The following is a 19,976-nucleotide window of genomic DNA, read 5'->3' as shown; positions in this document are numbered from 1 at the left end:
CCCATCCCCGCATACAACACGAGACGAAGCATGAGAAACATCCTCGCGAAACAGACGCGCTACAGCTCGCCCGCGATCTTCTTCCACTGGGCCGTCTTCCTGCTGGTCGCGCTGGCCTATCTGGCCATCGAGATCCGCGGGCCGAAAGGCAGCGACAGCCGGGTGTTCTGGATGAACGTGCATCTCACCGCGGGCACGCTCGTGCTCGTGCTGTCGGTGCTGCGCGTGCTGTGGCGAGCCGTCAGCCGTGTGCCGCAGGCCATTCCGCAAGCGGCGCTGTTGCGCTGGCTCTCGAAGCTTGCGCATGTCGCGCTCTACGTGTTCATCATTGCGCAGCCGCTGCTCGGCATCATGATGATCAACCTGGGCGGCAAGCCGGTGTCGCTCGACTGGCTCGGCATATCGTTCACGCTGTTCGGCCCCGACAAGGCGCTGCGGCCGACGATCAAGGAAGCGCACGAGCTGATCGGCAACGCGTTCTACTTCGTGATCGGCCTGCACGCGCTGGCCGCGCTTTACCATCATTTCATCCGGCGCGACGACGTGCTGCGGCGCATGGCGCCCTGAGCGGCACGTTCCGGAAGCATGCAGCAGGCGGGGGCGCATGGTTGTGTTGACAACCATGCGCCCCCGCTTCGTTTACCGCCATCCGCGCTGGCCATCGCGTTGAACATTCTGTAACATCTCGGCTGTTTTTACATTCCGCTTACTCGTTGCCGAGCATGCTGCACCGACATCGTCACCTGACCGCCTGGCTTGGCGTGCTCGCGATCTGGTTCGCGATCGCGGCGCCGCTGGTGTCGCAGTGGCGCGTCGCGCAGGCGGCCACGCCCGACGCAATCGTCTGCAGTACGGAGCATGGCGCGCACCCGTTGCCCGATGCGGGCCGCATGCACGATCATGCGCTGCATCTCGATGCGTGCGGCTACTGCGGTTTCTTCGCGCACAGCCCCGCGATCGGCGGGCCTGCCGCCGCGGCACTCGCTTCCGTTCCCGTCGTTGCCGTTTCCGCCGTCGCGCCGCCTGCCGTCGCGGCGCGCGCCGACCGCTATCCGCGCGCGTACCCGCGCGCCCCGCCCGAGCGCGCCTGACGCGCTGTTTCCGTTCCATTCATCGCCGATATCCGTGCGGTCCGTCGAGGCCGCGTGGAGGGCGTCACTCGGGCTTTCGATCATGACCATTTTCCAGTTGCGTGCGCCGCGGGCGTCACGCAATGCCTGTGCGCGGCGTATGCCGCGCGTGCTGAAACTCACTGTTCCCGCGCTCGCTGTCGGCGCATTGGCCGCGAGCGCCGCGGCCGCCGAAACGGCGCGCGCATCCGGCGCGCCGACCGACGATACGGCCGCACCGCTGCCGGCCATCGAAGTCGTCGCATCGCCGCTGTCGACGCCGCTCGTCGTCGTCACGGATCCGAAGACCCCGCGCCAGCCGCTGCCCGCCAGCGACGGCGCGGATTACCTGAAAACGATCCCCGGCTTCACGTCGATCCGCAGCGGCGGCACCAACGGCGACCTCGTGCTGCGCGGGATGTTCGGCTCGCGGCTGAACATCCTGGCGAACGGGATGTCGACGCTCGGCGCATGTCCGGGCCGGATGGATGCGCCGACGTCGTATATCGCACCGGAAAGCTATGACAAGGTCACCGTCGTGAAGGGGCCGCAGACCGTGCTGTACGGTCCCGGCGCGTCGGCCGGCACCGTGATGTTCGAGCGCGTGACGCCGCGCTTCGACAAGCCCGGCATGCGCTTCGAAGGCAGCCTGGTCGGCGGGTCGTTCGGCCGCAACGACCAGAACATCGACGTGACGGCCGGCACGCCGGACGTCTATGGCCGCGTGACCGCGAACCACGCGCATTCGCAGGACTACAAGGACGGCAACGGCAACACCGTGCCGTCGCAGTGGGACAAGTGGAATGCCGATGCGGCGCTCGGCTGGACGCCGGACGACCACACGCGCGTCGAGCTGACCGCCGGCACCGGCGACGGCTATGCGCGCTACGCGGGGCGCGGGATGGACGGCGCGCATTTCCGCCGCGAGACGTTCGGCCTGTCGTTCGACAAGAAGCATCTCGGCGACGTGCTCGACCGGATCGAGGCACGTGTGTACTACAACGAAGCCGATCACGTGATGGACAACACCACGTTGCGGCAACCGGACCCGGCCAGCAGCATGCCGATGCGGATGGCGTCGGAAGTGCGGCGTCGCACGTTCGGCGCGCGCGCGGCCGCGACGTTCCGTCTTGCCGACGACTTCAGGCTCGTGACGGGCGTCGATGCGCAATCGAACCGGCTCGACTCGCGCTCGGCGATGGGGCGGCAGAACTACGGCGACAAGCCGTGGGATGCGCAGGCGACGATGTGGAACGCAGGCGTGTTCGGCGAGCTGACGTGGTACGCGAGCGACGTGTCGCGCGTGATCGGCGGCGCGCGCGTCGACTATGCGAGCGCACGCGACAAGCGCGCGACGACGAGCGGCATGATGAAGAGCAAGCCGAACCCGACTTTCGACGACGATCGCACGCGCGTGCTGCCGAGCGGTTTCGTCCGCTACGAGCGCGATCTCGCGTCGTTGCCCGTCACGTGGTACGCGGGCGTCGGCCATACGGAGCGCTATCCCGACTACTGGGAGCTGTTTTCCGCGAAGCGCGGGCCGGCCGGCTCGATCAACGCGTTCTCGGCGGTGCAGCCGGAGAAGACCACGCAGCTCGACATCGGCGCGCAATACAAGAGCGACCGGCTCGATGCATGGGTGTCGGCGTATGCGGGTTATGTTCAGGACTTCATCCTGTTCAACTACGCGGCCGGCATGATGGGCCCGACCACGCAGGCAACCAACGTCAACGCGCAGATCATGGGTGGCGAAGCGGGCGTGTCGTGGAAACCGGTTTCGCCGCTGCGCGTCGAGACGTCGCTCGCGTATGCGTGGGGGCGCAACGTGGCAACCGGCGATCCGTTGCCGCAGATGCCGCCGCTCGAGGCGCGCTTCGGGCTCGAATACACGCGTGGCGCGTGGTCGGCAGGGGGGCTGTGGCGCATCGTTGCGCCGCAGCATCGCTATGCACTGAACGAGGGCAATGTGGTCGGCAAGGACTTCGGCCCGAGTGCCGGATTCGGTGTGCTCTCGCTGCATACGCAATACAACGTCAGCAAGACCGTGCAGATCTCGGTCGGCGTCGACAACGTGCTGAACAAGGCCTACACCGAGCACCTGAACCTCGCCGGCAATGCGGGCTTCGGCTACCCGGCGAACTCGCCGGTGATGGAGCCGGGCCGGACCGCGTGGGTGCGCGTGAGTGCGAAGCTGTAACGCATCGCACGTGTGCATTGCAGCATGCGCACGGATGGACGCGGCCCCGCCCGAACGGGCGGGGCGCGTCAACCGATTAGAGAGCCGTGTCTAGTCAGGGCGCAAACGTTCGCGACTCGTGATTCACTCCCGCATTCGACACACATGGTGGTCGCGATGTGGGCGACGCATAGTGCGTGTCGATCCGGCTTCATTCGCACCGGCAGCACAATAATCAGGAGAACATGCATGGCCAATACGATGCGTTCCAGGGTGGTGGCAGGGGCAGTGGCATGCGCGATGAGCATCGCGCCGTTCGCGGGGACGACTGTGGCAATGACGCTCGCGACGACGCACGCGGCGATGGCGGCGACCGCGCCCGCCGATGGCTACGCGGCGACGCGTTATCCGATCATTCTCGTGCACGGGCTGACGGGTACCGACAAGTACGCCGGCGTGCTTGATTATTGGTACGGGATCCAGGAAGACCTGCAAGAGAACGGTGCGACCGTCTACGTCGCGAACCTGTCGGGGTACCAGAGCGACGACGGCCCGAACGGGCGCGGCGAACAGTTGCTCGCTTACGTGAAGACGGTGCTCGCGGCGACGGGCGCGACCAAGGTCAATCTCGTCGGCCACAGCCAGGGCGGCCTCTCGTCGCGCTATGTCGCGGCCGTCGCGCCCGATCTCGTCGCGTCGGTGACGACGATCGGCACGCCGCATCGCGGCTCCGAGTTCGCCGACTTCGTGCAGAGCGTGCTTGCATACGATCCGACCGGGCTTTCGTCATCGGTGATCGCCGCGTTCGTCAATGTGTTCGGGATCCTGACGAGCAGCACCCACAACACGAACCAGGACGCGCTCGCCGCACTGCAGACGCTGACCACCGCACGGGCCGCCACGTACAACCAGAACTACCCGAGTGCGGGCCTGGGTGCGCCGGGCAGTTGCCAGACCGGTGCGCCGACCGAAACCGTCGGCGGCAACACGCACCTGCTGTATTCATGGGGCGGCACGGCGATCCAGCCGACGCTCTCCGTGTTGGGCGTGACGGGCGCCACGGATACGAGCACCATTCCGGTCGTCGATCCGGCGAACGCACTCGACGCGTCGACGCTCGCGCTGCTCGGCACGGGCACGGTGATGATCAACCGCGGCGCCGGGCAGAACGACGGGGTCGTGTCGAGGTGCAGTGCGCTGTACGGCAAGGTGCTGAGCACGAGCTACAAGTGGAACCATCTCGACGAGATCAACCAGCTGCTCGGCGTGCGCGGCGCGTATGCGGAAGATCCGGTCGCGGTGATCCGCACGCATGCGAACCGGCTGAAGCTGGCGGGTGTGTAATCGATGACGGTACGTGAAGGACGCGCGCCGCTGGCGCGGCGCGCCATGGTTTATGGCGTCGTGGGGCTGGCGGCGATTGCCGGCGTGGCGATGTGGAGCGGTGCGGGCTGGCATCGCGGCACGGGTGCTGGCGGCGATGCGCCGGATGCGCCGGTGGCAGGCGGATTGGCTGCCGCATCGCCGCAGGCCGCCGTGCCGGCAAGCGCGGGCCTGCCGCCGTCGCTCGCCGGCTCCAGCGCGCCCCGGTTGCCGCTCGATGCCGGCGGCCATCTCGCGAAGTCGCGCGCAGTGCGGGATTTCTTCGACTACTGCCTGGCCGCGCAGAGCGACCTGAGCGCGCCCGCGCTCGATGCGTTGGTCGTGCGCGAGATCGCCGCGCAACTCGACGGCACCGTTGCACAGGTCGAGGCGCTCGACGTATGGCACCGCTATCGCGCCTATCTCGACGCGCTCGCGAAACTGCGCGATGCCGGCGCGGTCGACAAGTCCGACCTCGGCGCGCTGCAGCTCGCGCTCGACCAGCGTGCGTCGATTGCATATCGCACGCTCGGCGACTGGAGCCAGCCGTTTTTCGGTGCGGAGCAGTGGCGGCAGCGCTACGACCTCGCGCGGTTGAAGATCACGCAGGATCCGACGCTGACGGATGCGCAGAAGGCAGATCGGCTCGCTGCGCTCGAACAGCAGATGCCGGCCGACGAACGCGCTGCGCAGCAACGCATCGACCGGCAGCGGGCGGCGATCGACCAGATCGCGCAATTGCAGAAGAGCGGGGCGACCCCCGATGCGATGCGCGCGCAACTGACGCAGACGCTCGGCCCCGAAGCCGCCGCGCGCGTCGCGCAGCTGCAGCAGGATGACGCGTCGTGGCAGAGCCGCTACGCGGACTATGCGGCGCAGCGTGCGCAGATCGAGTCGGCAGGCCTGACGCCGCAGGATCGCGACGCGCAGATCGCCGCGCTGCGGCAGCGCGTGTTCACGAAGCCCGGCGAAGCCGTGCGCGCGGCTTCGCTCGATCGCGGGGCGGGCAGCGCCCGGTAATGGGGGAGGCGCGGGCGGCGCGGCGCATGACCGCCGCTATGCCGCGCGGGTGAGGTCCCGCGGCAGGTGGCGCTCGATGGTATTCGCGAGCGTGTCGAACGCGGGGCCGATGCTTTCGTGCGGGACGCACGCATAGCCGAGCAGCAGGCCGCGCCGCGCGGTGTCGAGGCTGCTGTAGTAGCTGGTGAGCGGGCGCACGATCACGCCTGCATCGAACGCGCTCTGCGTGACCGCGCGATCGTCGCACGCGTCGGGCAGGCCGAGCACGAGATGCAGGCCTGCCTCGTCGCCCATCACGGGCAGCGCGTCGCCGAAGCGCGCGCGGATCGCATCGATCATCAGTTGCCGGCGCTCGCCGTACAGCGTGCGCATTCGTCTGACGTGCGAAGTCAGGTGGCCGTCCATGATGAATTCGGCGAGCACGGCCTGCTGCATCAGTTGGCCCTCGCGGTACAGCTCCGACAGCCCGGTGCGGAACGTGTCGACCAGATGCTCGGGCACGACCATGTAGCCCATCCGCAGCCCCGGGAACAGCATCTTGCCGAGGCTGCCGACGTAGATCACGCGGCCGCCGTCGTCGAGCCCCTGCAGCGATGCGAGCGGGCGGCTGCCGTAGCGGAACTCGCTGTCGTAGTCGTCCTCGATGATCCAGCAGCGGTGCTGGCGCGCGTATTCGAGCAGCATCCGGCGTCGCGCGAGGCTCATCACCATCCCGAGCGGGTACTGATGCGACGGCGTGACGAGCACGAGCCGCGGCGGATGCTGCATGTCGCTGGCACGCGGGTCGAGCCCTTCGTGGTCGACCGGCACCGGTGTCAGCGCGAGACCGGCCGCCTGCAATACGCTGCGCACGCCCCAGTAGCACGGCTCCTCGACCCATGCGCGATCGCCGATGTCGGACAGCAGCCGCACCGCGAGATCGATCGACTGGTGGATGCCCGTCGTGATGATCAGCTGGTCCGGCGAGCATTTGACCGAGCGCGCGACGCGCAGGTAATCGGCGAGCGCCCGCCGCAATGGCCGGTAGCCGCCGCCCGGCGCATAGGTCAGCAGCTCGGGATTCGCTTCCTTCCACAGCCGCGCCTGCAGGCGGCTCCACGTCCGGCTCGGGAATTCCGACACGTCCGGCACGCCCGGCATGAACGCGCCCCACTGGCGCCGCGACACGCCCGCGTGCTCGATCAGTTGCCGGCCGCGCATCGACAGGCCGCCCTGCGCGTCCGGCAGCGGCGGTTCACCGGCGCTCGACGGCGGCGGCGCGGCGCCCGGCACGTGGATCACGGCGGCGTCCGGCCGCGTGTCGGCCACATAGGTGCCGCTGCCGGTGGTCGTCAGCACGTAGCCCTCGGCCGTCAGCTGGTCGTACACGTGCAGCACGGTATTGCGCGCGATCGACAGGTCGGCCGCGAGCGTGCGCGAACTCGGCAGCTTTGTTCCTGGCCCCAATTCCCCGGTCAGGATGGCCTGCTGCATCTGCTGCAGCAGCTGCCGGTACATCGGCTCGGGCGAACCGCGGTCGAGGCGGGCAGAGAGCCAGTCGGCGAGGATCACGGTATCCAAAGTGGTCCTACTAGTAATATTGAAATGGTTCCCTATTGTAGAACCGTGGGCGCCGTATAGTGGCTCGCATCTCAAAATCAATTGTCGCGAAGCAAGGGGACAGCCACGATGAAGTCCGATGATGTGATCGTCAGCTTTCGCGGCGTGCGGAAGACCTATGACGGCGAAACGCTGGTCGTCAAATCGCTCGACCTCGATATCCACCGCGGGGAATTCCTGACGCTGCTCGGGCCGTCGGGCTCGGGCAAGACCACCTGCCTGATGATGCTGGCCGGCTTCGAATTCCCGACCGGCGGCGAGATCCGCCTCGACGGCGAGCTGCTGAACAACGTGCCGCCGCACAAGCGCAACATCGGCATGGTGTTCCAGAACTACGCGCTGTTTCCGCACCTGACGGTCGAGCAGAACGTCGCGTACCCGCTGACCGTGCGCAAGCTGGCGGCGGCCGAGCGCGTGGAACGCGTTGCGCACGCGCTGAAGATGGTGCAGATGGAGCGCTTCGCGAAACGCTATCCCGCGCAGTTGTCGGGCGGCCAGCAGCAGCGCATCGCGCTGGCGCGGGCGCTCGTGTTCGAGCCGAAGCTGGTGCTGATGGACGAGCCGCTCGGCGCGCTCGACAAGCAGCTGCGCGAACACATGCAGTACGAACTGAAGGCGCTGCACGAAAAACTCGGCGTGACCTTCGTGTACGTGACGCACGACCAGGGCGAGGCGCTGACGATGTCCGATCGCGTCGCCGTGTTCGACAAGGGCATCGTGCAGCAGCTCGACACCGTGGACCGCCTGTACGAATCGCCATGCAACGAATTCGTCGCGAACTTCATCGGCGACAGCAACCGGCTGCGCGGTACCATCGCGCGCGTCGACGGCGAATTCTGCGAATTCCGGCTCGACGACGGCACGAAGCTCGTCGGCCGCCGCATCGGCGATGCAGCCGAGGGGGCGCCGGCCGTCGCGTGCATCCGCCCCGAACGCATGAGCCTCGCCGCGCACGGCGCGAACGGGCATGCGAACGGCTCGGCCGCCAACCAGCTGAGCGGCGAGGCGCGCAGCCTCATCTATTTCGGCGACCACGTGCGCATGCGCTGCGCGCTGCCCGGCCAGGACGAATGCTTCGTGAAGGTGCCGCTCGGCACCGGCGCGCTCGATGCGTTCTCGCCCGGCGCACCGGTCGCGCTCGCGTTCTCGCCCGAACACCTGCGCGTGTTCGCTTGAGCACGGTTTCCCCGATTTTCCGTAGCACGTCGTCAACAACAACTGCCCACTTCCACCACGAGAGGAGAGGAACCACCATGAACCGAGCACGCATTACCGCACGGCGCACCGCGCTGGCATTGGCGCTCGCCGTCGTCGGCGCATCGGCATCGGCTGCCGAACTCACGGTCGTCAACTTCGGCGGCGCGAACGGCGACGCACAGAAGGCCGCGTTCAACCAGCCGTTCGAGAAGGCGACCGGCAACAAGGTCACGGCCGTCGAATACAACGGCGAGCAGGCGAAAGTGAAGGCAATGGTCGAGGCGAAGCACGTCAACTGGGACGTGGTCGAAGTCGAATCGGGCGACCTGAACCGCGGCTGCGACGAAGGGCTGTACGAGAAGCTCGACTGGTCGAAGATCGCGAAGAAATCCGACCTGATTCCGGAATCGCCGCAGGTGTGCGGCGTCGGCTTCTTCGTGTGGTCGACGGCGCTGTCGTACAACGCGGACAAGCTGAAATCGGCACCGACCGGCTGGGCCGATTTCTGGAACGTGAAGAAATTCCCCGGCAAGCGCGGCATGCGCAAGGGCGCGCGCTACAACCTCGAATTCGCGCTGATGGCCGACGGCGTCGCGACGAAGGACGTGTATAAGGTGCTCGGCACGAAGGCCGGCCAGGATCGCGCGTTCAAGAAGCTCGACGAACTGAAGCCGTACATCCAGTGGTGGGAAGCGGGCGCGCAGCCGCCGCAGTTCCTCGTCGCCGGCGACGTCGTGATGTCGACCGCGTACAACGGCCGCATCGACGCCGCGCAGAAGGAAGGCAAGAACCTGAAGGTCGTGTGGAACGGCAGCATCTACGACCTCGACTACTGGGCAATTCCGAAGGGCTCGCCGAACAAGGCGCTGGCCGAGCAGTACATCGCGTACACGCTGACGCCGAAGCCGCAGCAGGCATATGCGCAGCACATCGCGTACGGCCCGGCGAACGTCGCGGCGATCAAGTCGCTCGACGCGAAGACGCTCGCGAACCTGCCGAACTCGCCGGCCAACGGCAAGAACGCGGTACTGGAGGACATCGGCTTCTGGACCGACCACAGCGACGAGCTCGAACAGCGCTTCGCCGCGTGGGCAACGAAGTAACCGGTCAGGCATCCTCACGGGTGTCGTGATGCAACCGGCCGCGCGACGCGTCGATCGTGTCGCGCGGCCTTCCGCCGGATCGTGCCCGGCCGGAGAGAACCGTTGAATACGATGACGATCGCGCCTTCCTCGCCGTCGAACGCCGCGCTCAAGCGCGAGCTGAAGGCCGCCGAGGCCCGCAAGCGCACGATGGCACTGCTGCTGGTCGCGCCGCTCGCGATTTTCCTGCTGCTGATTTTCGTCGTGCCGATCGGCACGCTGCTCACGCGCGCGGTGCAGAACCCCGAGATCGCCGCAGCGTTGCCGAACACGGTCAGGGCGCTGTCGGGCTGGGACCGCAAGGCGCCGCCGGCCGACGCCGCGTATGTTGCACTCGCGGCCGACATGACGAAGGTGGCCGACAGCGAGGCGATGGGTGCGCTCGCGCGACGGCTGAACACCGAGATTCCCGGCTATCGCTCGCTCGTCGCGAAGACGGCGCGCGCGATGCCGCTGAAGGGCGACAACGATGCCGCACTGACACCCGCGCAGACGCGCGACAAGCTGGTCGAGCTCGATTCGCGCTGGGGCGATGCCGCATACTGGCAGGCGATCGCGAAGAACGGCAGCGCGTATTCGCCGTTCTACCTGCTCGCCGCACTCGACCACAAGCAGGACGGCTTCGGCCACATCGTGCAGGCCGATCCCGACCAGTCGATCTATCTCGCGATCTTCGGCCGCACGTTCGTGATCGGCGTCGCCGTCACGCTGTTCGCGCTGCTGCTCGGTTATCCGCTCGCGTACTGGATCTCGACGCTGTCGGAGCGGCGTGCCAACCTCGTGATGATCCTCGTGCTGATTCCGTTCTGGACGTCGGTGCTCGTGCGTGTCGCCGCGTGGATCGTGCTGTTGCAGAGCGAAGGGCTCATCAATACGGCGCTGATCGGCAGCGGGCTGATCTCGCATCCGCTGACGCTGTTGTTCAACCGCATCGGCGTGTACATCTCGATGACGCACATCCTGCTGCCGTTCATGATCCTGCCGCTCTACAGCGTGATGAAGTCGATCCCGCCGACCTACCAGCGCGCGGCCGTCTCGCTCGGCAGCCATCCGTTCGCCGCGTTCTGGCGCGTGTACGTGCCGCAGACCTACCCGGGCGTCGGCGCGGGCGCATTGCTCGTGTTCATTCTCGCGATCGGCTACTACATCACGCCCGCGCTGCTCGGCGGACCGAACGACCAGATGGTCAGTTATTACGTCGCGTACTTCACGAACGTGACGATCAACTGGGGCATGGCGTGCGCGCTCGGCGGGCTGCTGCTTGCAGCAACGCTCGTGCTGTACGCAGTGTACGGGCGCTTCACGCGCACCAACGTGAGCCTCGGTTGAGCGCCGCGCACTACGAAACGGGAAGGGGATTCGGACCATGAAACTCGCCAGGCCGCTGTTCGCGCCGCACATGTCGTTCGTCGAGCGCGCGTGGTACGTCGCATTGCGCGTGCTCGTCGTGCTGACGCTGCTGTACCTGATCCTGCCGGTGCTCGCGATCGTGCCGCTGTCGTTTTCGTCGAGCACGTTCCTCGTCTATCCGATCCCGGGCTTCTCGACGCGCTGGTACGAGAACCTGATCGCATCGGACGAGTGGCGGATGGCCGCGAAGAACAGCTTCATCGTCGCGCCGTCGGCGACCGTCGTCGCGACGGTGCTCGGCACGCTTGCCGCGATCGGTCTCACGAAGGCCGACTTCCGCGGCAAGGCGCTGCTGATGGCCGTGCTGCTGTCGCCGATGATCGTGCCGGTCGTCGTGGTCGGTGTCGGCATGTACCTGTTCTTCGCGCCGCTCGGGCTCGCGAACACCTACACGGGGCTGATCGCCGCGCACGCGGCGCTCGGCGTGCCGTTCGTCGTGACGACGGTTGCGGCAACCCTGCAGGGCTTCAACCAGAACCTCGTGCGCGCGAGCCTGTCGCTCGGCGCGAATCCGGTGTCGACGTTCTTCCGCGTGACGCTGCCGGTGATCGCACCGGGTGTGATGTCCGGCGCGCTGTTCGCGTTCGCGACGTCGTTCGACGAAGTCGTCGTCACGCTGTTCCTCGCGGGCGCGGACCAGACGACGCTGCCGCGCCAGATGTTCACGGGCATCCGCGAGAACATCAGCCCGACGATCGCTGCGCTCGCAACGATCCTGATCATCTTCTCGACGAGCCTGCTGCTGGCGCTCGAATGGCTGCGCGGTCGCAATGCGCGGCGCGCGGTGACCTGACGCGGCGAGCCTGCCTGCCGCGCCTGCGTTGCCGCGCATCCTGCACGGCAACGTATTTGCTTTCATTTCGCTGACTGACGAGGCGGCCGCCTGCACGTTCGATGGGGCTCTGCAACAATACGGGGCGCGGCGGCGCGCGTTCCGTGCGGTGCGTCCGGAACGCCGCCGCGAGTCCAATCCGCGACGCGGCGCAACGCGTCGCTCGTCAGCCGAGCCTCATCTTGTCCGAATTCGCTTCCCCCGCCTGCGCGCATGAGCCGGCCGTCAACTGGCGTGCGATGTCCGCCGTGCTGCTGGCCGTCGCGCTCGCGACGCTCGACACCGCGATCGCGAACACCGCGCTGCCCGCGATCGCCGCCGACCTGCATGCATCGCCGGCCGCGTCCGTATGGATCATCAACGCCTACCAGCTCGCGATGGTCGCGACGCTGCTGCCATTCGCGTCGCTCGGCGACATCGTCGGCCACAAGCGCGTGTATATTGCCGGGCTCGCGGTGTTCACGGTTGCGTCGCTTGGCTGCTCGCTCGCGTCGACGCTGCCGATGCTGACGGCCGCGCGGATCGTGCAGGGCTTCGGCGCGAGCGCGATCATGAGCGTGAACGTCGCGCTGATCCGCGGCCTGTTTCCCGCGCACCGGCTCGGGCGCGGCGTCGGCTTCAACGCGCTCGTGGTCGGCGTGTCGTTCGCGGTGGGGCCGACCATCGCGTCGCTGATCCTGTCGGTCGCCGCATGGCCGTGGCTGTTCGCGGTGAACGTGCCGCTCGGTGTGTTCGCGCTTGCCGTGGCGATTCCGTCGCTGCCGCAGACGGCGCGCGGCAAGCATGCGTTCGATCCGGTCGCCGCATTGTTCAACGTGATCACGTTCGCATCGCTGATCTTCGCGCTCGGCGAATTCGCGCAGCGCGGGCCGCTTTCCATCGTGTTCGCGGCGGCGGCGGTCGCGCTCACCTTCGGCTGGCTGCTGATCCGCCGCCAGGCCGGGCACCCGGCGCCGATGCTGCCGGTCGACCTGTTTCGCCGGCCGGTGTTCACGCTGTCCGCGCTGACCGCGGTGTGCGCGTTCGCTGCGCAGGGGCTCGCGTTCGTGTCGCTGCCGTTCTATTTCGAAACCGTCCTGCATCGCAACGCGGTCGAGACGGGGTTCCTGATGACGCCGTGGTCGGTGATCGTCGCGCTCGCCGCGCCGATCGCGGGGCGCTTGTCGGATCGCTATCCGCCGGGCCTGCTCGGCGCGGTCGGTCTGGCCTTGCTGAGCGCGGGCATGGTGTCGCTCGCCGCGTTGCCGGCGGCGCCCAGCGTCATCGACATCGGCTGGCGGATGATGCTGTGCGGCGCGGGCTTCGGTTTCTTCCAGTCGCCGAACCTGAAAGCGCTGATGTCGAGTGCGCCGCCCGAGCGCAGCGGTGGCGCGAGCGGGATCATCGCGACCGCGCGGCTGATCGGGCAGGCGACGGGCGCGGCGCTCGTCGCGCTGTCGTTCGGGATCGCGGGACGCCATGGGCCGACGCTCGCGCTGATGCTCGGCGCGGGCTTTGCCGGGGCCGCGAGCGTCGCGAGCGGATTGCGGCTCTTTGCGCCGTCGCATCGGGCCGGTGTGCCGGCCGCGCCGGAGCGCGTAGGCGAGCGGGCGACGGAGTAGGGTCGCGCGCGGTTGCGGCGCAGGCCGATTACCGAACGACGATCGCGGGAAATTTTTGAGCCGGCGCGCGGCCACCACCGCCACGCGCCGGCCTTCACGCTTCGCTTAGAACCCGCCCGACTTGATCAACTGGTTGAGGTTCGCGATGTTCAGGCTGCCGAAGCCGGTCGTGTAATCCCAGCCGGTGCCTGCGTTGTAGCCATACCCCTGATAGCCGTTGTTCCCCGACACCACGTCGTAGCGCACGAGCGACGGGTTCGACGGAATGTCGGCGTAGAACTTGCCGGCCGGGAAGCCGAGGCCCGTGCCGTTCGCTGCGAGCAGGCGCGCCCAGAGGCCGGTGAAGATCGGTGCGGCGAGGCTCGTGCCGCCGATCTGCTGCAACTGGCCGTAGTTGTAGATGTACGCACCCGTGCTTTGCGCGGCGTCGAACGAGACGTCCGGCAACTGGCGGTTGCTGCCCGACTGCCACGACGGCGCGGGCAGGATCGTGCTGACGCCGCCGCCCGTTGCCCACAGCTTGCCGTTGGCGTCGAGCCCTTCGTTCCACACCGTCTCGTTCGAGAAGGCGCCCGACGACGTCGTGTAGAGCGTCGTGCCGCCGATCGCGAGCACGTGCGGCGACGATGCCGGCCACGACACCGTGTAGTTCGAGCCGTCCGGATAGCCGCGGTTGTTGCACTCGTACACGCCCTCGTCGCCCGACGAAACGGAGAACGTCTGGCCTTGCGCCGCGGCGGTCGTGAAGATCTGTTCCTCGGCGTCGAGCGTGCCGTCCGCGCTCGCGTCGGTCTCGCACCAGCCGAGCGATACGTTGATCACCTTCGCGGTGTTGTCCGACACCGCGCGGTTGAACGCCTGCGTGAGGCCCGTGTTGCCGGTGGCGTTCAGGTCCGCCATGTAGAACACGAGCTTGCCGACCTGGCCGCCGGCCGAGCCGACGATCGACTGGCTGTCGAGATCCCATTCGCCCTGGCCGTCCTGGTCGTCGGTGTAGCTGCCGCCCGTACCGTTCGTCTTGACGGTCTGCGTGGAGACCGTGCCGTAACCGTTGCTCGACGTGAACTGCTTCAGGTCCTGCAGCGTCTGCGACACGCCGCCGATCGTGACGATGCCGACGGTCACGCCGGCCGCGGTCGGCACGCCGGTCGCGTTGTAGAGGCCCGGGAATTCCTTCGGATAGTGGCCGGTCGCCGTGCCGGCCGCGAGCGCCTGCGGCTTCGACACGTTGCCGATGTGCAGCAGCGGCCGCGCGCGTGCGACGCTCTGCAGCCCGAGCACCGAGCCGACGACGTCGCCGAGCGCGCGCGGCACCTGCGCAGTCGACGTGTTCGCGAAGCCCGAGTGACCCGCGTATTCGAAGTGCACGAGCGACGTGTTGAATGCGGTCTTCACGGTGCCGGCCGTGCCGCGTGCGGATACCAGCAGCCGGTTCGGTGCGACCTCGACGTTCACGAAGCCGCTCTTGTGCAGATAGTCGACGACCGACTTCACCTGCGCTTCGGTCGGCGCGTAGTTGGCAAGGAACTGTTCGTGCGTAAGGTACTGGCGGTAATGCGCGCTGCCCGGCCGGTTCACGTCGCGCGACAGTTGCTTGAGCTGCGCGGCATTGCGCAGTTTCAGGCTGACGACGACGTCGGTCGTTTCGCCGGCCGCGAGTTCGAGCGACGGCGCCGCGCTGCGCGCCATCAACTGCGTGCCGGTCAGAAAGGCCTTCGTATGGGTGTCGACCCAGTCCGTCGCCGCATGCGCCGCAGCGGCGGCGAACACGAGCGGTGCCACGCACGCAAGGCGGCGGGGCGACGGCAGGGGCAGGGCAAACCAGGCGTTCCTTTTCATCGGGAGTCCTTTTTAGGAGAGACGACGTTGCTGGAGCCCTCGACCCTTGTGGGATCGCGAGCGGTGACGAGCGTAGGGCGTCGCTGCCGTTCAGGTAGCTGCCATTTTCCATAGCTGTCAGTTCTGACATCGGCGCGGGTGCACGCATGCGCGGCGTCATGCGCGCAGGCGATTGCGGCAGCGGCGAGCGGAACCGGTTCGCGATACGACGACGCGGCAATGCGCGACGCTCGCACGCACGAGTCGCTCGTCGCGACGCCGGAACGTGCGCGATCGCGGAGCGGATCGCCGCGTGAACGCATCGCGCGCGACCGGTCGTTGCCGCGTGCCGCGTCGCACTATTTGGTCAAACGCAGCGGCACGGCAGGAACGGGATTCGCGCGTGCACAAGAAAGGGGCCGGTCGATCGCAAACGTTTCCCGAACTGTGGAACGGTGCTTCCGGCAGTCTTGCAGGCGACTTTCGGATCGCATGCGGCAATTGCGGATTAGAGGAAAGGCTCGAATTCGGGGGCGTCCACACCCGGGCGCGGCGGACGGCGGGCCCGCGCAAGATCGCGCGGCGTCATTCGCGAAATTCCGCCTTGACGTGCGTCGATCAGCGGATATGCTTCAATTCATAACCATCGGGTTATGGATTTGGACATGCAGAACGCACACGACATGCTTTTCAGGACACTTGCCGATCCCACGCGCCGCGCACTTTTCGAGCGGCTGTGCGCGGACGGCGAGCTGACGGTTGCCGCATTGACGGCCCATGCGGGCGTCTCGCAGCCGGCCGTCTCGAAGCATCTGGGCGTCCTGAAGCAGGCCGGGCTCGTGAGCGACCGTCACGAAGGCCGGCAGACGCACTACAGCGCACAGCCTCAAGCGCTGGCCCCGTTGATCGACTGGACGAGCCAGATGGCCGGCTTCTGGCAGACCCGGTTCGATGCCCTCGAAGATCTTCTGAAAAGGATGGACCAGTAATGAACCAGGCCACTACCGAAACGCGCTCCGTCGTCGTCGACCGGGAGCTGCCTCATCCGCCGGAGAAGATCTGGCGCGCCCTCACGCAACCGCACCTGATCGAGGCGTGGCTGATGAAGAGCGACTTCGAGCCCGTCGCGGGCCGCGCCTTCAGCTTCCGCGCCGACTGGGGCTCGGTAGACTGCACGGTCCTGACGATCGAGCCGCCGCATGCGTTGTCCTATACGTGGGCCGCGTACGGCCTCGAAAGCGTCGTCACGTGGACGCTCACGCCGACGCCGCACGGCACGCACCTGCGGTTGGAGCAGGTCGGCTTCCGGACCGACCAGGAGCAGGCGTACCGCGGTGCGCAGCACGGCTGGGTCCGGTTCTTCGACTCGCTCGAACAGGTGCTGGCGCGCCCTGACGAAGGCACGGAGGCGCGCGCATGAGCACAACGGATCTCACGCCGTCGGAGCGTATCGACGCGCTGATCGCCGGCATCGCCGACTGGCGCGGCAAGACCTTCGCCGACCTGCGCCAGACGATCCTCGACGCGCAGGCGGGCATCGTCGAGGAATGGAAATGGATGGGCAGCCCCGTATGGTCGTGCGACGGGATGATCGCGGTGGCGAACGCGCACAAGGGCAAGGTGAAGCTGACCTTCATGCACGGCGCGCAGTTGCCCGATCCCGACAAGCTCTTTAACGACGGCCTCGACGGCAATGCGCGGCGCGCGATCGATTTCTTCGAAGGCGACAAGCTCGACAAGCGGGCACTGAAGAATCTGGTGCGCGCGGCGATCGACTACAACCGCACGCATCTGAAGAAGAATGCGCGGCGAGCCGGCGCAGGCACGAAGGCGCGGGCCGACAAGGCGGCATGACGCGCCGCACGACCGGTCACGCAGCGTAGCGCAGGCAAAAAAAGCCCGACACGAGGTCGGGCATCCAAATCGGCCGCAACCGCCCGCGAGGCGGCTGCGGCACCTGCAAGGTGCAGGGCGCTTACGCTGCGAGCAGCGAGCGCAGCACGAACGGCAGGATCCCGCCGTGCTTGTAGTAGTCGACTTCGATCGGCGTATCGATGCGCAGCAGCACCGGCACGCGCTGCGTTTCACCGTTCTTGCGATGGATCACGAGCGTGACGTCCTGCTGCGGCTTGAAGTCGTCGCCGAGGCCTTCGATGTCGTACGTCTCTTCACCGGTGATGCCGAGCGACTGGACGCTGTCCGCGCCCTTGAACTGCAGCGGCAGCACGCCCATGCCGACCAGGTTCGAGCGGTGGATGCGTTCGAAGCTGCGAGCGATTACGGCCTTCACGCCGAGCAGTTGCGTGCCCTTCGCGGCCCAGTCGCGCGACGAGCCCGTGCCGTACTCTTCGCCCGCGAACACGACGGTCGGCGTGCCGGCGGCAACGTACTGCATCGCTGCATCATAGATCGATTGCTGTTCGCCGCTCGGCTGGTGGATCGTCAGGCCGCCTTCGACGCGCGTGCCGTCTGCCTTCGCCGGGATCATCAGGTTCTTGATCCGGACGTTCGCGAACGTGCCGCGCATCATCACGTCGTGGTTGCCGCGGCGCGAGCCGTAGCTGTTGAAGTCGGCCTTCTGCACGCCGTTTTCCTTCAGCCACTTGCCTGCCGGCGAGTCTTCCTTGATCGAGCCTGCCGGGCTGATGTGGTCGGTCGTGACCGAGTCACCGAAGATGCCGAGTGCGCGCGCGCCCTTGACCGTCGGGATCGATGCAGCCGGTTCCATCGAGAAGTCGTTGCCGAAGAACGGCGGCTCGGCGATGTACGTCGACTTCGGCCAGTCGTAGACCTGGCCCGATTCGCCCTCGATCTTGCTCCAGAGGTCGCCCTTCTTGGTCAGCTTCGAGTAGTTGTCCTCGAACTTCTTCGGGTCGAGCGCGAACTTGAGCAGCGCGTGGATTTCTTCGCTCGTCGGCCAGATGTCGCCGAGGTAGATGTCGCGGCCGCCCTTGCCCTTGCCGACCGGCTCGGTCATCAGGTCGCGCGTGATGTTGCCGGCGATCGCGTAGGCGACGACCAGCGGCGGCGACGCGAGGAAGTTCGCGCGGATGTTCGGGTGGATGCGCGCTTCGAAGTTACGGTTGCCCGACAGCACGGCTGCCGCGACGATGTCGTTCTTCGTGATCGCTTCGTTCAACTCCGGCGTCAGGTCGCCCGCGTTGCCGATACAGGTCGTGCAGCCGTAGGCCGCGACTTCGAAGCCGAGCTTCGACAGGTAGGGCAGCAGGCCCGTCTTCGTCAGGTACTCGGTGACGATGCGCGATCCCGGCGCGAGCGAGGTCTTGATCTTCGGATCGACCGTGAGGCCGGCCTCGACCGCCTTCTTCGCAAGCAGGCCGGCGGCCAGCAGCACGCTCGGGTTCGACGTGTTCGTGCACGACGTGATCGCGGCGATCAGCACGTCGCCGTTCTTCACGTCGACGCCGTTGCTCGTCGTGTATTGCGTGGCCAGATCGTCCGCCTTCTTCGCGAAGCCGTTTTCCGCGACCGGCTTCGAGAACAGGTCGGTGAACGTCGACTTGACGTTGCCGATCTCGATGCGGTCCTGCGGGCGCTTCGGGCCGGCCAGCGACGGGGCGACCGTCGCCAGATCCAGCGTCACGACCTTCGTGTAGTCGATGTCGCCGGCCTTCGGGATGCCGAACAGCTTCTGCGCCTTGAAGTAGTTTTCGAACGCGGCGATTTCCGCCTTCGTGCGGCCCGTGCCTTCGAAGTACTCGATCGTCTTTTCGTCGACCGGGAAGAAGCCCATCGTCGCGCCGTATTCCGGCGCCATGTTGCCGATCGTCGCGCGGTCCGGCAGCGACAGCGACTTCGTGCCTTCGCCGAAGAACTCGACGAACTTGCCGACGACCTTCTCCTTGCGCAGCATTTCGGTGATGGTCAGCACCAGGTCGGTGGCCGTCACGCCTTCGATCAGCTTGCCCTTCAGCTCGACGCCGACGACGTCCGGCGTCAGGAAGTACACCGGCTGGCCGAGCATGCCGGCTTCGGCCTCGATGCCGCCCACGCCCCAGCCGACCACGCCGATGCCGTTGATCATCGTCGTGTGACTGTCGGTGCCGACGAGGGTGTCCGGGTAGTACACGGTGTCGCCGCCGTCCGTCTTCTTGTGGACGCCGCGCGCGAGGTATTCGAGGTTCACCTGGTGGACGATGCCGACGCCCGGCGGCACGACCTTGAACGTGTCGAATGCCTGCATGCCCCACTTCATGAACTGGTAGCGCTCGTTGTTGCGCTGGAATTCCAGTTTCATGTTCAGGTCGAGCGCGTCCTTCTGGCGGAAGTAGTCGATCTGCACCGAGTGATCGACGACGAGATCGACCGGGACCAGCGGCTCGATCTTCTTCGGGTTCTTGCCCGTGCGCTCCGCGACGCCGCGCATGGCCGCGATGTCGGCGAGCAGCGGCACGCCCGTGAAGTCCTGCAGCACGACGCGCGACACCACGAACGGAATCTCGTCGACGCGCTTCGCGGTCGGCTTCCAGTTCGCAAGCTGCTCGATGTGCTCTTCGGTGATTTTCTTGCCGTCGTAGTTGCGCAGCACGGACTCGAGCACGATACGGATCGACACCGGCAGGCGTTCGATCTTCGTCTTCAGTTCCTTGCCCAGCTGCGGCAGCGAGTAGAACTTGCCTTTGCCGGAACCGCTGTCGAATTCCTTGAGGGTCTTGTGGAGATTGTGGGCCATGGTGATTTTCCTGGGTT

Annotated in this window: 16 protein-coding genes; 13 read left to right on the top strand and 3 right to left on the bottom strand. The window is 67.0% G+C overall.

The annotated features are described in order from the left end of the window. The first annotated feature begins 30 nt into the window (after positions 1-30). From CFB82_RS28620 to CFB82_RS28600, 5 genes are all read left to right on the top strand, one after another. Complete coding sequence (locus CFB82_RS28620) at positions 31-567, top strand: cytochrome b (RefSeq protein WP_046549930.1); 537 nt, start codon at positions 31-33, stop codon at positions 565-567. 155 nt (positions 568-722) lie between these two features. Further along, on the top strand, positions 723-1,091 hold the full coding sequence (locus CFB82_RS28615) for a DUF2946 domain-containing protein (protein ID WP_089486216.1): 369 nt from the start codon (positions 723-725) through the stop codon (positions 1,089-1,091). An 82-nt stretch (positions 1,092-1,173) separates the two neighbouring features. Then, positions 1,174-3,306 carry a TonB-dependent copper receptor gene (locus CFB82_RS28610; protein WP_089486215.1) on the top strand — a complete coding sequence of 711 codons (2,133 nt, stop codon included), beginning with the start codon at positions 1,174-1,176 and terminating at the stop codon, positions 3,304-3,306. 228 nt (positions 3,307-3,534) lie between these two features. Beyond that, positions 3,535-4,629: an esterase/lipase family protein gene (locus CFB82_RS28605; RefSeq protein ID WP_089486214.1), complete on the top strand. Its 1,095-nt coding sequence runs from the start codon at positions 3,535-3,537 to the stop codon at positions 4,627-4,629. A 3-nt stretch (positions 4,630-4,632) separates the two neighbouring features. After that, the gene (locus tag CFB82_RS28600; protein ID WP_089486213.1) at positions 4,633-5,667 is read left to right on the top strand and encodes a lipase secretion chaperone; all 1,035 of its coding nucleotides are present in this window, start codon (positions 4,633-4,635) and stop codon (positions 5,665-5,667) included. A 36-nt stretch (positions 5,668-5,703) separates the two neighbouring features. Here the strand turns inward: CFB82_RS28600 and pdxR are convergent, their stop codons facing one another. After that, positions 5,704-7,227: a MocR-like pyridoxine biosynthesis transcription factor PdxR gene (gene pdxR, locus CFB82_RS28595; RefSeq protein WP_089486212.1), complete on the bottom strand. Its 1,524-nt coding sequence runs from the start codon at positions 7,225-7,227 to the stop codon at positions 5,704-5,706. Positions 7,228-7,335: 108 nt separating this feature from the next. Between pdxR and CFB82_RS28590 the strand changes: the two genes are divergently transcribed. The 5 genes from CFB82_RS28590 to CFB82_RS28570 all read left to right on the top strand — a co-directional run bounded on the left by CFB82_RS28590 (position 7,336) and on the right by CFB82_RS28570 (position 13,448). Continuing rightward, complete coding sequence (locus tag CFB82_RS28590; RefSeq protein ID WP_089486211.1) at positions 7,336-8,442, top strand: ABC transporter ATP-binding protein; 1,107 nt, start codon at positions 7,336-7,338, stop codon at positions 8,440-8,442. A 77-nt stretch (positions 8,443-8,519) separates the two neighbouring features. Further along, on the top strand, positions 8,520-9,566 hold the full coding sequence (locus tag CFB82_RS28585) for an ABC transporter substrate-binding protein (protein WP_069251119.1): 1,047 nt from the start codon (positions 8,520-8,522) through the stop codon (positions 9,564-9,566). 111 nt (positions 9,567-9,677) lie between these two features. Further along, entirely contained in the window at positions 9,678-10,934 is a 1,257-nt protein-coding gene (locus CFB82_RS28580) for an ABC transporter permease (protein WP_069252883.1), read from the top strand. 37 nt (positions 10,935-10,971) lie between these two features. Then, entirely contained in the window at positions 10,972-11,808 is an 837-nt protein-coding gene (locus CFB82_RS28575; RefSeq protein ID WP_069251120.1) for an ABC transporter permease, read from the top strand. A 221-nt stretch (positions 11,809-12,029) separates the two neighbouring features. Beyond that, positions 12,030-13,448 carry an MFS transporter gene (locus CFB82_RS28570; protein ID WP_089486307.1) on the top strand — a complete coding sequence of 473 codons (1,419 nt, stop codon included), beginning with the start codon at positions 12,030-12,032 and terminating at the stop codon, positions 13,446-13,448. A gap of 105 nt (positions 13,449-13,553) precedes the next feature. On the opposite strand, the gene CFB82_RS28565 is transcribed toward CFB82_RS28570, so the two are convergent. Continuing rightward, the gene (locus CFB82_RS28565; protein ID WP_089486209.1) at positions 13,554-15,287 is read right to left on the bottom strand and encodes a S53 family peptidase; all 1,734 of its coding nucleotides are present in this window, start codon (positions 15,285-15,287) and stop codon (positions 13,554-13,556) included. Positions 15,288-15,931: 644 nt separating this feature from the next. Between CFB82_RS28565 and CFB82_RS28555 the strand changes: the two genes are divergently transcribed. From CFB82_RS28555 to CFB82_RS28545, 3 genes are read left to right on the top strand one after another with little or no spacing between them, the layout of a single operon-like run. Continuing rightward, positions 15,932-16,255 (top strand): ArsR/SmtB family transcription factor, encoded by a 324-nt coding sequence (locus tag CFB82_RS28555; RefSeq protein WP_069252885.1) that lies wholly within the window; start codon positions 15,932-15,934, stop codon positions 16,253-16,255. After that, a complete protein-coding gene (locus CFB82_RS28550) occupies positions 16,255-16,686 on the top strand; it encodes an SRPBCC family protein (RefSeq protein ID WP_089486208.1) in 432 nt (143 codons plus the stop codon). The genes CFB82_RS28555 and CFB82_RS28550 overlap by 1 nt, the downstream gene beginning before the upstream one ends. Then, a complete protein-coding gene (locus CFB82_RS28545) occupies positions 16,683-17,120 on the top strand; it encodes a DUF1801 domain-containing protein (protein ID WP_089486207.1) in 438 nt (145 codons plus the stop codon). Before CFB82_RS28550 ends, CFB82_RS28545 begins: the two co-directional genes overlap by 4 nt. A 121-nt stretch (positions 17,121-17,241) precedes the next feature. Here the strand turns inward: CFB82_RS28545 and acnA are convergent, their stop codons facing one another. After that, positions 17,242-19,959, bottom strand: a complete 2,718-nt coding sequence (gene acnA / locus CFB82_RS28540) for an aconitate hydratase AcnA (RefSeq protein ID WP_089486206.1) — start codon at positions 19,957-19,959, stop codon at positions 17,242-17,244. Between the last annotated feature and the right edge of the window lie 17 nt (positions 19,960-19,976).

Source organism: Burkholderia sp. HI2714 (assembly GCF_002223085.1).
GTDB classification, from domain to species: Bacteria; Pseudomonadota; Gammaproteobacteria; order Burkholderiales; family Burkholderiaceae; genus Burkholderia; species Burkholderia lata_D.
Note: the sequence above shows the minus strand (reverse complement) of the source record. Positions and strands in the feature narration are given on the sequence as shown.

Excerpts from the sequence above, each read along its gene's own strand:
- CFB82_RS28585 (WP_069251119.1), top strand. The coding sequence starts at position 8,520 with ATGAACCGAGCACGCATTACCGCACGGCGCACCGCGCTGGCATTGGCG.
- acnA (WP_089486206.1), bottom strand. The coding sequence starts at position 19,959 with ATGGCCCACAATCTCCACAAGACCCTCAAGGAATTCGACAGCGGTTCC.
- CFB82_RS28555 (WP_069252885.1), top strand. The coding sequence starts at position 15,932 with ATGCAGAACGCACACGACATGCTTTTCAGGACACTTGCCGATCCCACG.
- CFB82_RS28575 (WP_069251120.1), top strand. The coding sequence starts at position 10,972 with ATGAAACTCGCCAGGCCGCTGTTCGCGCCGCACATGTCGTTCGTCGAG.
- CFB82_RS28590 (WP_089486211.1), top strand. The coding sequence starts at position 7,336 with ATGAAGTCCGATGATGTGATCGTCAGCTTTCGCGGCGTGCGGAAGACC.
- CFB82_RS28550 (WP_089486208.1), top strand. The coding sequence starts at position 16,255 with ATGAACCAGGCCACTACCGAAACGCGCTCCGTCGTCGTCGACCGGGAG.
- CFB82_RS28615 (WP_089486216.1), top strand. The coding sequence starts at position 723 with ATGCTGCACCGACATCGTCACCTGACCGCCTGGCTTGGCGTGCTCGCG.
- CFB82_RS28605 (WP_089486214.1), top strand. The coding sequence starts at position 3,535 with ATGGCCAATACGATGCGTTCCAGGGTGGTGGCAGGGGCAGTGGCATGC.
- CFB82_RS28545 (WP_089486207.1), top strand. The coding sequence starts at position 16,683 with ATGAGCACAACGGATCTCACGCCGTCGGAGCGTATCGACGCGCTGATC.
- CFB82_RS28580 (WP_069252883.1), top strand. The coding sequence starts at position 9,678 with ATGACGATCGCGCCTTCCTCGCCGTCGAACGCCGCGCTCAAGCGCGAG.
- CFB82_RS28610 (WP_089486215.1), top strand. The coding sequence starts at position 1,174 with ATGACCATTTTCCAGTTGCGTGCGCCGCGGGCGTCACGCAATGCCTGT.
- CFB82_RS28565 (WP_089486209.1), bottom strand. The coding sequence starts at position 15,287 with ATGAAAAGGAACGCCTGGTTTGCCCTGCCCCTGCCGTCGCCCCGCCGC.
- CFB82_RS28620 (WP_046549930.1), top strand. The coding sequence starts at position 31 with ATGAGAAACATCCTCGCGAAACAGACGCGCTACAGCTCGCCCGCGATC.
- CFB82_RS28600 (WP_089486213.1), top strand. The coding sequence starts at position 4,633 with ATGACGGTACGTGAAGGACGCGCGCCGCTGGCGCGGCGCGCCATGGTT.